Origin of the sequence: Actinomyces sp. ICM47 (assembly GCF_905369875.1) — a bacterium.
Taxonomy (GTDB): domain Bacteria; phylum Actinomycetota; class Actinomycetes; order Actinomycetales; family Actinomycetaceae; genus Pauljensenia.
Genome location: NZ_CAJPJE010000003.1, coordinates 16,740 through 30,262, shown reverse-complemented (window position 1 = coordinate 30,262; position 13,523 = coordinate 16,740). Strand labels below are relative to the sequence as shown.

The window sequence follows — 13,523 nt, the reverse complement described above, 5'->3', positions numbered from 1 at the left end:
ACTTACGAGAAAACTATCTACCCGAAAACTACCTTAAAGGTGTTAGACCGACCACGCTGTCAGTTTCTCATACTTTGTTGACAACGCCCACAGATAGACTTGTCGGCGATTCTGACACCACACTTCACAAGGAATTTCGCCAATCGCGACGCCCCGAGCGCGAGGCAACCCCGGCCTCGTACCCGTGACACAATGTGTCCGTGATGAAGTCCTATCGAGACGAGGCGATCGTCCTGCGCACCCACAAGCTGGGCGAAGCCGACCGCATCATCACCCTGCTCACTGCCGAACACGGTCAAGTCCGCGCCGTCGCCAAGGGCGTACGCAAGACGACCTCGAAGTTCGGTGCGCGCGTCGAACCCTTCTCCGTCATCGACGCACAGCTCTACATCGGGCGCACCCTCGACACCCTCACTCAGGTCACCTCCATCGCCCAATACGGCGACGCCATCGCCGCCGACTACGACCTCTACCTGGCGGCAACCGTCGTCGTCGAAACCGCGCAGCGGCTGACCGCCGACACGCAAGACGGCACCCACTCCCAATACCTGCTGCTCCTCGGTGCCCTCAACGCGCTCGCGCGAGGCCGGCACGACCCCACTCTCGTCCGTACCTCCTACACGCTGCGAGCCCTCGCCCTGGCGGGCTGGGCACCGTCCTGCTTCGACTGCGCTGTATGCGGTGCGCAGGGGCCGCATGGGTCGTTCTCGATCCCCGACGGCGGCACTGTTTGCGACACCTGCCGTCCGCCCGGCGCATCCTCCCCGGCGCCCGACACCGTCGCACTCCTCGGCCAACTCCTCAGCGGCGACTGGGTGCGTGCGGACCGCTGCGAGGCCTACGCGTGCACCGAGGCCTCGGGCCTCATCTCCTCCTATACTCAATGGCATCTCGAGAGGCGCCTGCGCTCGCTGACCGTTATCGACAGGAGTCACCAATGACCACCCATCGCCCCACCCCCATGGACCGCGCCCCCAGCGATCCCACGGCACCCCTGCTGGGACCCGGCCAGTGGCACGTGAATGCGCCCTCCTTCGGACGCGGCGAAGTCCCCGCACACGTCGCCCTCATCATGGACGGAAACGGGCGCTGGGCGAACTCGCGCGGCCTGACCCGCACCGAGGGCCACCGGGCGGGGGAGTATGCGCTTATGGACACCATCGCGGGTGCAATCGACGCGGGCGTGCGCTACCTGAGCGTCTACACCTTCTCGACAGAGAATTGGAAGCGATCGCCCGCCGAGGTCTCCTTCATCATGAACTACGCCTCCGACGTACTCGCACGGCGCACCGGCCAGCTGGCACAGTGGGGCGTGCACGTGCGCTGGAGCGGACGCCGCCCGCGCCTGTGGACGAGCGTGATCAAGGCGTTGGAAAAGGCTGACCGAGCGACTGCTCATTGCAAGACTCTGGACCTGATCATGTGCGTCAACTACGGTGGGCGCGCTGAGCTGGCCGATGCCGCGCGATCCATCGCCGAGGGCGTGGCTGCGGGACGCCTGAGTCCGCGCGGCGTCAACGAAAAGACCTTCGCGCGCCACCTGTACCTGCCCGACGTCCCCGATGTGGACCTTATGATCCGCACGTCGGGGGAGCAGCGCCTGTCCAACTATCTGCTGTGGCAGATGGCCTACGCGGAGATGATGTTCGTCGATACTCCCTGGCCCGCATTCGACCGCGAGGAGCTGTGGGGCTGCCTGGAGGAGTTCGCGGGACGTGATCGCCGCTTCGGCGGGGCGATTGATCGCGTCGCGCAGTCTTAGTTGCGGTCCTTGGCCAATGAGTGGTCGACGGCGGCGCGCTTACGGTGGCCCCACACGACCTTGGCGGTGATGAGACCAATGATGAGCGCCAGGCCGGCCCACCCCCACGGGGATCCGGCAATCGCTCGGACCGCCGCGGCGAACACCGCAAGCATGCCGAGGCCGTAAAGTAGCGCCCATAGAACGCACCCGGGGATCATTGCGAACGTGTAGGTGCTCCAGCGCATGCGCACCAGCCCCGCGCCCGCGTTCACCGCGGTCTGAATGCCGACCGTCAGAAAACACAGGGGGATTGCGATAATGCCCCACTTGTCGAGCAAAGCCGCGCCCTTGCGGGGAACCGGGCCGTCAAACCAGCGGGCCATGGCCCCCAGGAATCCGGTGCGTCCCGAGGCACGCATCGCGCCGGAGGCAACGCCGCGCGCAAGCCAGTAGGTTGACTGGGCGCGGAAGAAAACGACCCCGAACAGAAAAACGAAGAGGAAGATCCCCTCGCGGGCGAATTCAGGGACCATGTTGTCGATTCCTGCGGTGTGCACGAACCCTCCATCGGATACACAATGAAACGTAGGTTATCCTAACCTATCGAGCAGTGTGGAGGGAATCCCCTGCTGCCGCCTGGGCACCCCTAGTGCGTGGCGGCCTTGGCCTGGCACGAGGAACAGGTGCCGAAGAGTTCCAGGGAATGCTCGACGCCCGCGAATCCGTGAGCCCGCGCGACGCTGGTCACCCACGACTCGATCTGAGACTGCTCGATTTCTTCGGTGAAGCCGCACTCGCGACACACCAGGTGGTGGTGATGATGGTTGCTCGTGCAGGTGCGATACAGGGACTCGCCGTCGGAGGAGCGCAGCGTGTCGACGCGCCCGTCCTCGGCGAGTCCCTGCAGTGAGCGGTAGACCGTCGCAAGGCCCACGCGATGGCCCTGGGAGTGCAGGTCCTCGAAGATCTGCTGGGCGCTGCGGAAGTCAGTCACGCGCGTCAGCTCGTCCAAGACGGCCTGGCGTTGCTTGGTCATGCGCTGCATGTGTGGTCCTTACGTGGTGGCGAATTTAGTGGGTGACCGCCTGCTCGGGGTGCTGGTTGTGTGTGCGAGCCACGCGCAGTCGGCGCACCCGGCGAATGCGGTCCACGACTGCCCTGATCATAAACCCGACCGCGTACAGTCCGATGGCACCGACAACGATGGTCGCGCCGGGGGACAGGTCGATGAAGTAGGTCAGGGACAGGCCGCAGGTGCAGATGAGGACGCCGAGCACCATGGCGATGCCCATGGTTGAGCGGAACGACCGCGCCCCCAGCTGCGCGATGGCAACGGGAATGACCATGAGTGCACTCACCAGGAGCGAGCCGACGACGCGCATCGCGACCGCCACGGTCAGGGCCGACAGAATCGCGATGAGGAGGGAAAGCGTGCGCACGGGCAGACCTGTCGAGCGCGCAAAGTCCTCGTCGTTGGTCACGGAGAAGAGGGCGGGTGCCAGGCCCACGCCGAGCACGATGATCGCGAGTCCCAGGATCGTGATGAGCGAGATGTCGCTCCAGCGCACAGTCGAGATTGATCCGAAGAGATAGGAGTTGAGCTGGGCGGATGTGCCGCCCGCCAGGCCGATGAGCAGCACGCCTCCCGCGATGCCGCCGTAAAAGAGCATCGCCAGCGCAGTGTCGCCCGACGTGCGTCCGCTCTGGCGGACCAGCTCAATCATGATCGCACCCAGCAGGGAGATGATCACTGCGCCCGGGACAGCCCACGAGTCTGCCGGGGATACGTTCGCGAACGTGCCGACCAACCAGCCGAGCGCAACACCGGTCAGAGAAATGTGCCCGATGCCGTCGCCGAGCATCGCGAGCCTGCGGTGTACCAGATACGTGCCGATGATCGGTGCAGTCAGCCCGACGATGAGCGCGGCCAGGAGGGAACGCTGCATCATCTGGGAAGAAAGAAGGGTGGTCACGGCGTCAATCATGCGTCTCTCCCGTCCAGATTCCGCTGACGAGGCCTTGGTCGCCCTGTGAGGGAGCAGTGGCCTCAGAGGGAGGGCAGTGGTTGCCTCCTCCGTGGTGCTGTTCGTGGTCATCCTCAATATGGGGAGGGCCGTCGTAGGAGACGTGCCCGGCGCTGATGTGCAGCTCGCGGTCGAGGAGAGGGCCGAGTTCGCCCAGCTCGTGTAGGACGATGAGGATCGTCGTGCCCTCTGCCTTCGCGTCGGCGACGATTGACGCCAGGCGCGCGCGGGAGGCGGCGTCGATCCCGGCCATCGGTTCATCCATGATGAGCAGCTCGGGACGGCGCACGAGGGCGCGCGCGATGAGGACGCGCTGAGCCTGGCCGCCCGACAGGATATTCATGGGGGAGTGGGCGCGGTGGGCCATGCCGACGCGCTCAAGCGCCTCCATCGCGCGGGCGGTGTCGCCGGGCAACGCCCACAGGCGTGTCGGGCCAAGGAGACCGGAGCGCACGACCTCAATTGCGCTGGCGCTGATAGCACCTCCCGAAGAGATGCGCTGGGGCACGTAGCCGATCTTCTTCCAGGGCACGCGGCCTCGGGCGGTGATCGAGCGGCCGAAGAGGAGGGCATCACCGCTCGTGATGGGGGCGGTGCCCAGGATGGCCTTGAGCGTCGTGGACTTGCCCGACCCGTTCGAACCGGTGATGGCAACGGTCTGGCCGGCGGGAATAGACAGGGAGATCCCGTGAAGGATCAGGTCCGTATCCCAGGCCACATGCAGATTATCGAGACGCACGACGGCGGTCGTCTCCGCCTGGGAGGCTCCCGCCGTCGTGGTGGTGTCAGTCGTGATCACTGGCAGTTGTTGGCTTTCGTCAGGGCGTCAATGTTGTCGTTCATGACTGCGGCGTAGTCCTTGGAAGAGTCGGTCTGGGACTCGATCGGATCCAGGACGGCCGTGGAGATTCCGAGGTCATCGGCCAGGGTCTGCGCGATCTTGGGGTCAATGAGGGCCTCGGTGAAGATGGTCGTCACGCCCTGATCCTTGGCAATCTTGCCGATCTCGGCCAGGCGTGCGGGGGAGGGGGAGGACTCAGGGTCGAGGCCCGAGATGCCCACCTGGGTCAGGCCGGTGCGGTCGGCGAGGTAGCCGAAGGCGGTGTGCGCGGTGACGAAGGTCTTAATCTGGCAGGTCGAGGTCTTCGTGACGAGGTTGTCGCCCAGGGAGGTGAGTTCCTTGTTCAGGGCCTGTGCGTTGGCCTTGTAGGTCTCGGCGTTGGTCGGATCGGCCTCAGCGAGCTTGTCGCCCACCAGGGTTGCGGCATTGGCCATACGCGCCGGGTCGAGCCAGAAGTGCGGGTCCATGCTCATGTCGTGGTGGTGGTCGTGGTCGGCGTGCTCATGGTCGTGGCCCTCGTGCTCGTGGTCGGCGGCCTCCCCAGACTGGGCTTTGCCGGACTGAGCTTCGCCGGACTGGGCCTCGTCGGTGCCCTCGTCCTCGCCCGGATGGTTGGACGTCGAGTCGATCGCAACCAGCTGGGCAGCGGAGGACACATCAATGACGGTTGTGGGGGCATGCTGCTCGATGGCTTCATCGACCGCGCCCTGGAAGCCGGCCAGGTAGACCACCGCGTCGGCGGAGGCCAGGGAGTCGACCATCTTGGGCGAGAGTTCAAGGTCGTGAGGCTCGGCACCGTCCGGGGTCAGCGAGGTGACGGTGACGTGCTCACCGCCAACCTTCTCAGTCAGGTACTTCAGGGGATAGAAGGAAGCCATGACGGTCAGGGTGCCGTCCTTGCTGGCTTTGCTGGTCTTGTCGCCGGTCGAGGCGGAGGGGGAGCAAGCGGACAGAGCGAGCGCTGTAGCTGCCGCACATGCGGCGACGAGGATTCTTTTCAACATGAGAATCATTCTCTGACCTAGTGAGAATGATTGTCAAGTCATTCTCGGAGAGCGAACTTGTCTGATCAGGGCTTTAGCGCGCGTGCGCGGTCGTTCCGCGCACGACTAGGTCGGGCGAAAAGACGTAATCCTCGTGAATGGGGGCGGAGTTGGGTGTGGCCAAGGCCTCGAAAAGATTGCGTACGGCGGCGGAAACGATCGAGGCGACGGGCTGGTGGACGGTGGTCAGGCCCGGGCTGAGGCGGGACATGAGGAAGGTATCGTCGAAACCGATGATGGAGATGTCATCCGGGACCGACAGTCCCATGGAGGTGATCGTTCGGATTGCGCCGAGCGCCTGTAGATCCGACCCGGTGATGATTGCTGTAACTCCGCGCTCGATCAGGCTGGCCGTATGGGCTGCCGCGGCCTCGTATGTGTAGAAGGTTTCCTCGATGATGGGGGCGTGGTCACCGATCAGCTCGCCCATGATCTGTGTGAAGGCCTCTGCCTTGCGCAGAGCGGGGACGATGTGGGTGCGACCGCCCAGGAGAGCGATACGGGTGTGACCGAGCTCGTGTAGGTGGGTGACGGCCGCGCGGATTCCCAGTGCGTCGCCCGTAGAAAAGTCAGGGGCAGGAATCTCGGGACGTGCGCCATTGATGGTCACAAAAGGGATTGAGTGCTGTGTCACATTGAAATAGGGACCAAGGTCTGCCAGGAGGTCAGCATGCCGTCCGGATACGAAAATGAGGCCGCTCACACGATGGTCGAGTAGAGAAGATAGGTGGTCGAACTCCGAGGTTGCACCCGGTGTTTGCGTCCGAATGAGTGAAATACCACCTGCTCGCGACACCTCCTTCTGGAGGTGATGGGTAAAAGAGGCGAAGATCGGGTTCGTCAGCTCGGGGACGATGATGCCAATCGTCGGCGTGTCGGGGGTACGTTCGGGTGTCGGGCGGTCGTATCCCAGTTCGTCAATCGCGGTCAGGACCTTGCGGCGCGTGTCTGCGGAGACCTGTCCGACGCCGTTAAAGACGCGCGAGACCGTTGCCGTCGAGACGCCCGCGTGTGCGGCGATATCGGCCATACTCGTGCGGTTTTTCGTCATCGACTCAGCTCTCCTTTGGGTGTGTGCGCACGACTCGACGATAACCAATGTAACAGCTGGTTCATAATTCGGAAAATTGTTGCAGAAACAAAAACGGACGTATTACAGTGACTAATAGCAGGTCGCTGATGGAGGCGACCAGCCCGACCAACACAGGAGTAAATATGCGACGTGGCATCGCAGCACTCGGCGCCTTTGCGGCGGTCACCGCCCTGGCTGCTTGCAGTGGCAACACCACCCCGGCCGCGACCGACAACGACACGACGGCGACCCTCACGATCTGGGCGGACGACACTCGTTTCACGCAGGTCCAGACTTTCGCCAGTGACTTCACGGCCGAGACGGGCGTTGCTGTCAATGTTGTTCAGAAGTCCGAGGCTGACATGGACACCGAGTTCACCACCCAGGTGCCCACCGGAAACGGCCCCGACCTGATCGTTATGGCACACGACAAGCTCGGTGCGCTCGTCGCTAACGGTGTCGTCGCCCCCGTCGACCTGGGCGAAGCCAAGTCCCAGTTCTCCGACGTGGCCGTCAAGGCCGTGACGTACAACGGCCAGACCTACGGTGTTCCCTACGCCGTTGAGTCTGTCGCCCTGGTTCGTAACGACGCCCTGACCAGCGACACTCCCACCACCTACGACGACTTGATTTCCTCGGGCAAGGCGTCGGGTGCCGAGTACCCCTTCATCATCCAGATGGGCGACAAGGGCGATCCGTACCACTTCTACGCTTTCCAGACCTCCTTCGGCGCTCCCGTTTTCAAGACCAACTCTGAGGGCGAGTACACCGCCGAGCTGGCTATGAACGGCTCCGGCGGCACCGAGTTCGCCAACTGGCTGAAGGCTCAGGGCGACGCGGGCATCGTGTCCCCCTCGATCACCGGCGACATTGCCAAACAGAAGTTCCTTGACGGTGCCGCGGCCTACACGGTGACCGGCCCCTGGAACGTCGCGGCCTTCCGCGCGGCCGGAATGAAGGTCTCTGTCCTGCCTGTCCCCGCTGCCGGCTCGCAGGCCGCCCAACCCTTCGTTGGCGTCCAGATGTTCTACCAGAGCGCCAAGTCCGCCAACCCGGTTGCCGCCAAGCAGTTCTTCAACTACCTGGCTACCCCCAAGGCTCAGGAAGAGATGCAGAAGCTCGGTGGCCGCGCCTCCGCGATGCCCGAGGTTGCCGCTGCTTCCGATGACCAGGACATCAAGGACTTCTCCAAGGTTGCTGAGGGCGGCGCGCTCGCTCCCGCGATCCCTGCGATGGGTACCGTCTGGAACTTCTGGGGCCAGACCGAGGCCGATATCGTGACCGGCAAGGATACGCCTGACGCTCTGTGGTCCATGATGGTCACCAACATCGAAGGCAGCATCGCCTCCAAGTGAGTCCCCTCGCTCGGCGATAGTCGCTCGAGCAAGACCTCACCTCGACGCACTGGAGTGCTCATGCCCGCCCGTCCCCATTGGCGTTGCGGGCGGGCATGAGCCCCATCGATATTCAACGCCGCAAGTCGGCGCACAGGCACCTGCGGTGCCCTTTTTGACCGCCGTCAGGCGGATTCGTCGCAATGACGCGCGTACGCGCACGTGTGGAGGACACGATGTCTGAGCCAGCGAAGGCTACAGAAAAGAAAAAGACGGGGCCCAAGGCCTCGCATGCGAGCGAAGTGACCAAACCTGGTTTCTTCGTGAAACTCGTCCTGATGATGCTCATCGACGCCCTGGGGCTCTACGGCATGTTCACCGCGTACCTGGTGAAGTCGTGGACGGTTCTCGCCGTCCTGGCCGTGCTGCTTCTCGTCGTGAACTGGGTGTACTTCTCCAAGCGGATGATCCCGGCGAAGTACCTGGTTCCCGGCATGGTGTTCCTGCTCATCTATCAGGTGTTCGTCATGGGGTACACGGGCTACGTGTCCTTCACGAACTACGGGCAGGGCCATAATTCGACCAAGGAAGACGCGGTTGCGTCGATCCTGAAGTCTGCGGAGCAGCGCGCCCCCGGCGCAGTGAATCTCCCGGCCGCTATCGTTGAAGACGGCTCGGGCCTCGGCCTGGCCATCGTCGATGCCGAGACCGGTGGTATCAAGGTCGGCAACTCCGAGAAACCCTTCCATGAGGTGGGTGGCACGCAGTCCGCCGGCATGATCACCGCCGTTGACGGGTACAAGGTTCTCAAGATCAACGATGTTCTGAAGCGCCAGACCGAGGTCTTCGCGCTGAACGTCCCGGCCTCCGAGGATCCCAACGCGGGCCACTACAAGAGCGAGGATGGCACGACCGCCTACCTTGCGAAGTCTCGCTACAACTACGATGAAGCTGCGGACACGCTGACCGACACCGAGACGGGCACGGTCTACACGGCCGACGGTAAGGTCGGTGCGTTCGTCGACGCCGAGGGTAATCAGCTCGATCCGGGCTGGCGCGTCTTCGTCGGCTTCGACAACTACCGCAACATGTTCACGCGCGGCGATCTGGCGGGTCCCTTCATGAAGGCCCTCGTATGGTCCTTCATCTTCGCTGCCGCATCGGTCTTGTCGACCTTCGCGCTCGGCCTCATCCTCGGCCTCGTCTTCGCGGACAAGCGCATCAAGGGGCGCAAGATCTACCAGTCCCTCATGATCCTGCCCTACGCCTTCCCGGCCTTCCTGGCCACGCTGGTGTGGAAGGGTATGCTCAACAAGGACTTCGGCTTCATCAACCAGGTGCTCCTCGGCGGTGCGCACGTCCCGTGGCTCACGGATGGAACGCTGGCGAAGCTCTCGATCCTGGGCGTGAACCTGTGGCTGGGCTTCCCCTACATGTTCCTCGTCTGCCTGGGTGCCCTGCAGTCGCTGCCGGGTGACGTTGAAGAGGCCGCGAAGATCGATGGTGCTTCCGGACTGCGTACCGTGTGGTCCATCAAGCTGCCCCTCGTGCTGCAGTCCACCGTCCCGCTGCTGATCGCGTCCTTCGCGTTCAACTTCAACAACTTTTCGCTCATCTACATGTTGACCGGCGGTGGCCCGAACTACCCGGGCATGGATGTCGGCGAGACTGACATCCTGATTTCGATGGTCTACAAGATCGCGATCGAGTCGGGTTCCCCGAACTACGGCCTGGCCTCGGCCATGTCGATCATCATCTTCATCGTCGTGGGCGTGATCGCGTGGCTCGGTTTCCGCCAGACGAAGACCCTTGAGGAGCTGTGATGAGTGCTGCAAAAGTGACGAAGAAGAAGAGCGAGCCGACCCTCAAGGGTGCGCGCTGGTGGAAAGAGGTCGGATGGCGCCACATCGTCGCCATCGTCATGATCATCTACTGCCTGGTCCCGCTGCTCTATGTCCTGTCGGTCTCCCTCAACCCGGGCGCGACGCTGACGGGTTCGAACAAGCTGTTCTCGAACGTGTCGTTCGATAACTACATGTCCCTGGGGTCGGGCAAGTACGCTGCTTACTGGTCGTGGGTCGTCAACTCTCTGATCGTGTCTACCACGACCGCTATCGGTACTGTCCTCATGGGCGCTGCTGCCGCCTACGCGTTCAGCCGCTTCCGCTTCAAGGGGCGCCGTGGCACGCTGACCGGCCTCCTGCTGGTCCAGATGTTCCCGCAGATGCTGGCCTTCGTGGCCCTGTACCTGCTGCTCCTGGGTATCCAGGACATCTTCCCGGTCATGGGCCTGAACTCGAAGCTCGGCCTGATCTGCGTCTACCTCGGTGGCGCGCTCGGCTCGAACACTTTCCTGCTGTACGGCTTCTTCAACTCGATCCCGCGTTCGCTGGATGAGGCGGCGATGATCGACGGCGCGACGCACGCCCAGACCTTCTGGACGATCATCATGCCGCTGGTTCGCCCGGTTCTGGCCGTTGTCGGCCTGCTGAGCTTCATCTCCTCGCTCGGTGACTTCGTGATCGCGAAGGTCGTCCTGCAGGATCAGGATCAGTTCACGCTGGCCGTCGGCATGTACATGTGGGCAGCCGATGAGCGTACCGCCCCGTGGGGCATTTTCGCGGCGGGTGCCGTCCTCGCGGCCGTCCCGGTCATCCTGCTGTTCCAGTACCTGCAGAAGTACATTGTCTCCGGCCTGACCGCCGGCGGCGTCAAGGAGTAAGTGCGCCGCGCCCTCCTGCCTAGCCAGCCCCGGCCTCGTCCCCTATCCCCGTGGGACGAGGCCGGGGTTCTTTGCGTGTTCGGGCACCGTGTGGGTCGAGGGCGCAACAAAGCCGCCCAACGCCCGCCCGGTGTCCGCCTGGCGTCCTGTGCTCGGGCTGGTTGTGGCGGGGGAGTGGCTCGGTTTGCCAGTTCCGTGTTTGTTCTTGTGTGTTGGGGCGCTGCACCCGATCCGTAGGCAATGCACCTCTTCTGAACGGGTGCAGTGCCCCTGATCGGGTGCACGGTCCCGTAACGGGTGCAGCGCCCCCGCTCTGCCGTTGCTTCTGGTGGTGGTGTGGCTGCTTGTCCGGGTCGCGGGTGCCTTCGTGCCTGGTCGCCCGCGAGCCTTGGCAGCCTCTTGTCGCTTGGAGTTGTCGACTAGAAATCCCCGAGTCCTCTGGGCGGGCCTCCGCCCGGGCTGTCCGTGTGGTGTAACCGTGTTGTGGTTGGCCCAAGACGCTCTCCGCAATACCTGGGGCGAATCAATCGATCGGGTCTGCGCATTGGCGGGTTAGTGCTGACATTCGTCGGGCCTAGCTGCGCGGGCGGGGTGTTCGGTCTGCATTCGGGCGAGAGGGGAGTGAGGTGTGATCTGCAACTCGTTAGGTGAGATAGGTTGACAGGTTAGTTGGTTATATGGTTCATTAGTCGTGTAATGAACCGCTGAACCGAGGAGGCTGCCAATGGCACCCACATTCGTCTCGGGGATCCCGATCTACGTGCAGATCGCCGATGACATCCGTGCGCAGATCCTGCGCGGCACCCTGCGCGCTGGGGACCAGCTCACCTCCACCACGGAGTACTCCGCGACCTACCGCATCAACCCGGCCACCGTCGGCAAGGCCTTCTCGATCCTCGTCGACGAGGGACTCGTCGAAAAGCGGCGAGGCATCGGCATGTTCGTTGCCGAAGGCGCGCAGAGCGTGCTCGTGGCCGACGGACGTGCGTCCTACGTGGAGGAGACCCTGAACCCCGCCGTCGAAGCTGGCCTGGCACTGGGCCTCGATATCGACGCCATCATCGACCACGTCCGCGCCTACAGCGCCGATACAACCGCCAAGGACAACTCATGATCACCCTGACCTCCATCACCCACACCTACCGAGGGGAGATAGTGCCGGCTTTGCTCGACGTCTCCCTCACCCTCGGGGAATCGACTGTTACTGCTCTGGTCGGCCCCAACGGCTCGGGCAAGACGACGCTCATGCAGATCCTCGGAGGCCTGCTGGCACCCACCTCGGGGAGCATCTCCATCGATGCCGCACAGACCAGTGCCGACGACCTGTTCACCGACTCGATCATGGCTTCGTCCAGCCGAGACCTCGACGATGTCCCCGCAACTATCCTGATCCAATACGCCCGTCTGCGTCCCACCTGGGACGAGCGGCTTTTTGCCCACTACGCCCGGCGCTTCGGTCTGCCGGTCCGCAGCCGCAAGACTCTTGGAAAGCTCTCCGCAGGCCAAGCGGCCGTTGTCACCGGCGCGATTGCCCTGGCATCGGGTGCACCCATCACCCTCCTCGATGAGATCCAGGCGCCCCTGGACGTGCCCACGCGCTACGCCTTCTACGAGGAGATTCTCGCCCTGGCGGGGGAGTGCATGGAAGGAAAGCGCCCGCAGCGCCGCTTCCTCGTTTCCTCGCACATGGTTTCCGAACTCGAAAAGGTCGCCGAAGATGTCATCGTCTTGAAGAAAGGCGTGCTCCTCGCTCATGAGAGCGTCGACGACTTCACCTGCAGAGTCTGTGCACTGACCGGCCACGCCTCCGACGTTGAGCGCCTCCTCGTCGCCCGCCCGGACCTCGCCGTCATCGCCAGTCGCGAGCTGGGTCCCACGCGAGAGATCGTCGTGGACCTGCGTGGCGGCACCATTGATGAAGCCACGATCGTATCCCACTCACTGACCTCCTCGCCCTGTTCCTTCCAGGACGCCTTCGCCTACCTCATCCAGGAGAACGACCAATGAGCACCGCACCCACTGTTTCCTCTCAGCCCTCGATCTGGCGACTTGGAATGGTCGATTGGCGATTCGCTTTCGGAGTGTACGCCTCGGTTGTCGTCGGTCAATTTCTCATTAACTCGACGGTGAGCGCCATCATGTACGCGACCTCCGATGACTTCTCCCAGCACGTCGATCAGGCCGCCGTCAACGCTGCCTTCACGACGGGCATCTACCTCCTCATCACACAGATCATCACGACGACGACGTATCTGCGGGCAGCGTCTCTGAGCGGAGCGTCGCGCCGCACCCTGGCACTGTCGACCTACGTGCTAAGCGCTGTCGTTATCGCGATCGCCAGTGTGATCTGGTGGGTGCTCGCCCTGACTCAGACACACATCTTTTTCCTGGGGAGCCTCGAGTACCCCCTCGGAGTGGACTCGTGGCTCATCGTCGTGGCCGCCTGGATCGCCTGCGACGGTGCCGGACGCCTGATCGGTGCGGCCTCGCGCCATAGTCGAAGCCCGTGGACGGTCGCTCTCGGCATTATTGTGGCGACTGTACTGGGCCTAGCCGGCATCGCCGGTCCGGTCACCTGGCTGGTTCTCACGCTCGTTCACAAGTCCGGCTACCTTCCCCCGATGCACCCCGCCTTCTGGCTGCTCGGCCTCCTCACTCTCGCAGTTGCCGCCGCCGGATGGCGCCTGACCCTCACAGGCCGCCTGCGCCGCCTCAACTGAACGCAAGTTGCGCCTGGGGAACA

General features: G+C 63.6%; 14 protein-coding genes. 8 read left to right on the top strand and 6 right to left on the bottom strand.

Annotated elements, in window-relative coordinates:
• Positions 1-203: 203 nt before the first annotated feature.
• Together recO and uppS are read left to right on the top strand one after the other, a co-directional pair.
• Positions 204-941: a DNA repair protein RecO gene (gene recO / locus QZ149_RS01180; RefSeq protein ID WP_291449028.1), complete on the top strand. Its 738-nt coding sequence runs from the start codon at positions 204-206 to the stop codon at positions 939-941.
• On the top strand, positions 938-1,762 hold the full coding sequence (uppS, locus tag QZ149_RS01175) for a polyprenyl diphosphate synthase (RefSeq protein ID WP_291448921.1): 825 nt from the start codon (positions 938-940) through the stop codon (positions 1,760-1,762). The genes recO and uppS overlap by 4 nt, the downstream gene beginning before the upstream one ends.
• Here the strand turns inward: uppS and QZ149_RS01170 are convergent.
• The 6 genes from QZ149_RS01170 to QZ149_RS01145 form a co-directional block, all read right to left on the bottom strand.
• On the bottom strand, positions 1,759-2,301 hold the full coding sequence (locus QZ149_RS01170) for a hypothetical protein (RefSeq protein WP_291448919.1): 543 nt from the start codon (positions 2,299-2,301) through the stop codon (positions 1,759-1,761). The two genes, uppS and QZ149_RS01170, sit on opposite strands and share 4 nt — an antisense overlap.
• Positions 2,302-2,390: 89 nt before the next feature.
• A complete protein-coding gene (locus QZ149_RS01165) occupies positions 2,391-2,789 on the bottom strand; it encodes a Fur family transcriptional regulator (protein ID WP_291448916.1) in 399 nt (132 codons plus the stop codon).
• Between the two features lie 25 nt (positions 2,790-2,814).
• On the bottom strand, positions 2,815-3,729 hold the full coding sequence (locus QZ149_RS01160) for a metal ABC transporter permease (protein WP_291448913.1): 915 nt from the start codon (positions 3,727-3,729) through the stop codon (positions 2,815-2,817).
• The gene (locus tag QZ149_RS01155) at positions 3,722-4,567 is read right to left on the bottom strand and encodes a metal ABC transporter ATP-binding protein (RefSeq protein ID WP_291448910.1); all 846 of its coding nucleotides are present in this window, start codon (positions 4,565-4,567) and stop codon (positions 3,722-3,724) included. The genes QZ149_RS01160 and QZ149_RS01155 overlap by 8 nt, the downstream gene beginning before the upstream one ends.
• Positions 4,564-5,622, bottom strand: coding sequence for a metal ABC transporter substrate-binding protein (locus tag QZ149_RS01150; RefSeq protein ID WP_366488030.1), 1,059 nt, complete (start codon positions 5,620-5,622; stop codon positions 4,564-4,566). The genes QZ149_RS01155 and QZ149_RS01150 overlap by 4 nt, the downstream gene beginning before the upstream one ends.
• Positions 5,623-5,686: 64 nt before the next feature.
• Entirely contained in the window at positions 5,687-6,703 is a 1,017-nt protein-coding gene (locus tag QZ149_RS01145; protein ID WP_291448904.1) for a LacI family DNA-binding transcriptional regulator, read from the bottom strand.
• Between the two features lie 164 nt (positions 6,704-6,867).
• Here QZ149_RS01145 and QZ149_RS01140 point away from each other — a divergent pair, with 164 nt between their 5' ends.
• From QZ149_RS01140 to QZ149_RS01115, 6 genes are all read left to right on the top strand, one after another.
• Positions 6,868-8,079 (top strand): extracellular solute-binding protein, encoded by a 1,212-nt coding sequence (locus QZ149_RS01140; RefSeq protein WP_291448901.1) that lies wholly within the window; start codon positions 6,868-6,870, stop codon positions 8,077-8,079.
• 215 nt (positions 8,080-8,294) lie between these two features.
• The gene (locus tag QZ149_RS01135; protein WP_291448898.1) at positions 8,295-9,881 is read left to right on the top strand and encodes an ABC transporter permease subunit; all 1,587 of its coding nucleotides are present in this window, start codon (positions 8,295-8,297) and stop codon (positions 9,879-9,881) included.
• Complete coding sequence (locus QZ149_RS01130) at positions 9,881-10,780, top strand: sugar ABC transporter permease (RefSeq protein ID WP_291448896.1); 900 nt, start codon at positions 9,881-9,883, stop codon at positions 10,778-10,780. The genes QZ149_RS01135 and QZ149_RS01130 overlap by 1 nt, the downstream gene beginning before the upstream one ends.
• Before the next feature lie 724 nt (positions 10,781-11,504).
• Complete coding sequence (locus QZ149_RS01125; RefSeq protein ID WP_291448893.1) at positions 11,505-11,894, top strand: GntR family transcriptional regulator; 390 nt, start codon at positions 11,505-11,507, stop codon at positions 11,892-11,894.
• Positions 11,891-12,787, top strand: coding sequence for an ABC transporter ATP-binding protein (locus QZ149_RS01120; protein WP_291448890.1), 897 nt, complete (start codon positions 11,891-11,893; stop codon positions 12,785-12,787). The genes QZ149_RS01125 and QZ149_RS01120 overlap by 4 nt, the downstream gene beginning before the upstream one ends.
• Positions 12,784-13,500: a hypothetical protein gene (locus tag QZ149_RS01115; RefSeq protein WP_291448887.1), complete on the top strand. Its 717-nt coding sequence runs from the start codon at positions 12,784-12,786 to the stop codon at positions 13,498-13,500. The genes QZ149_RS01120 and QZ149_RS01115 overlap by 4 nt, the downstream gene beginning before the upstream one ends.
• Positions 13,501-13,523: the final 23 nt, after the last annotated feature.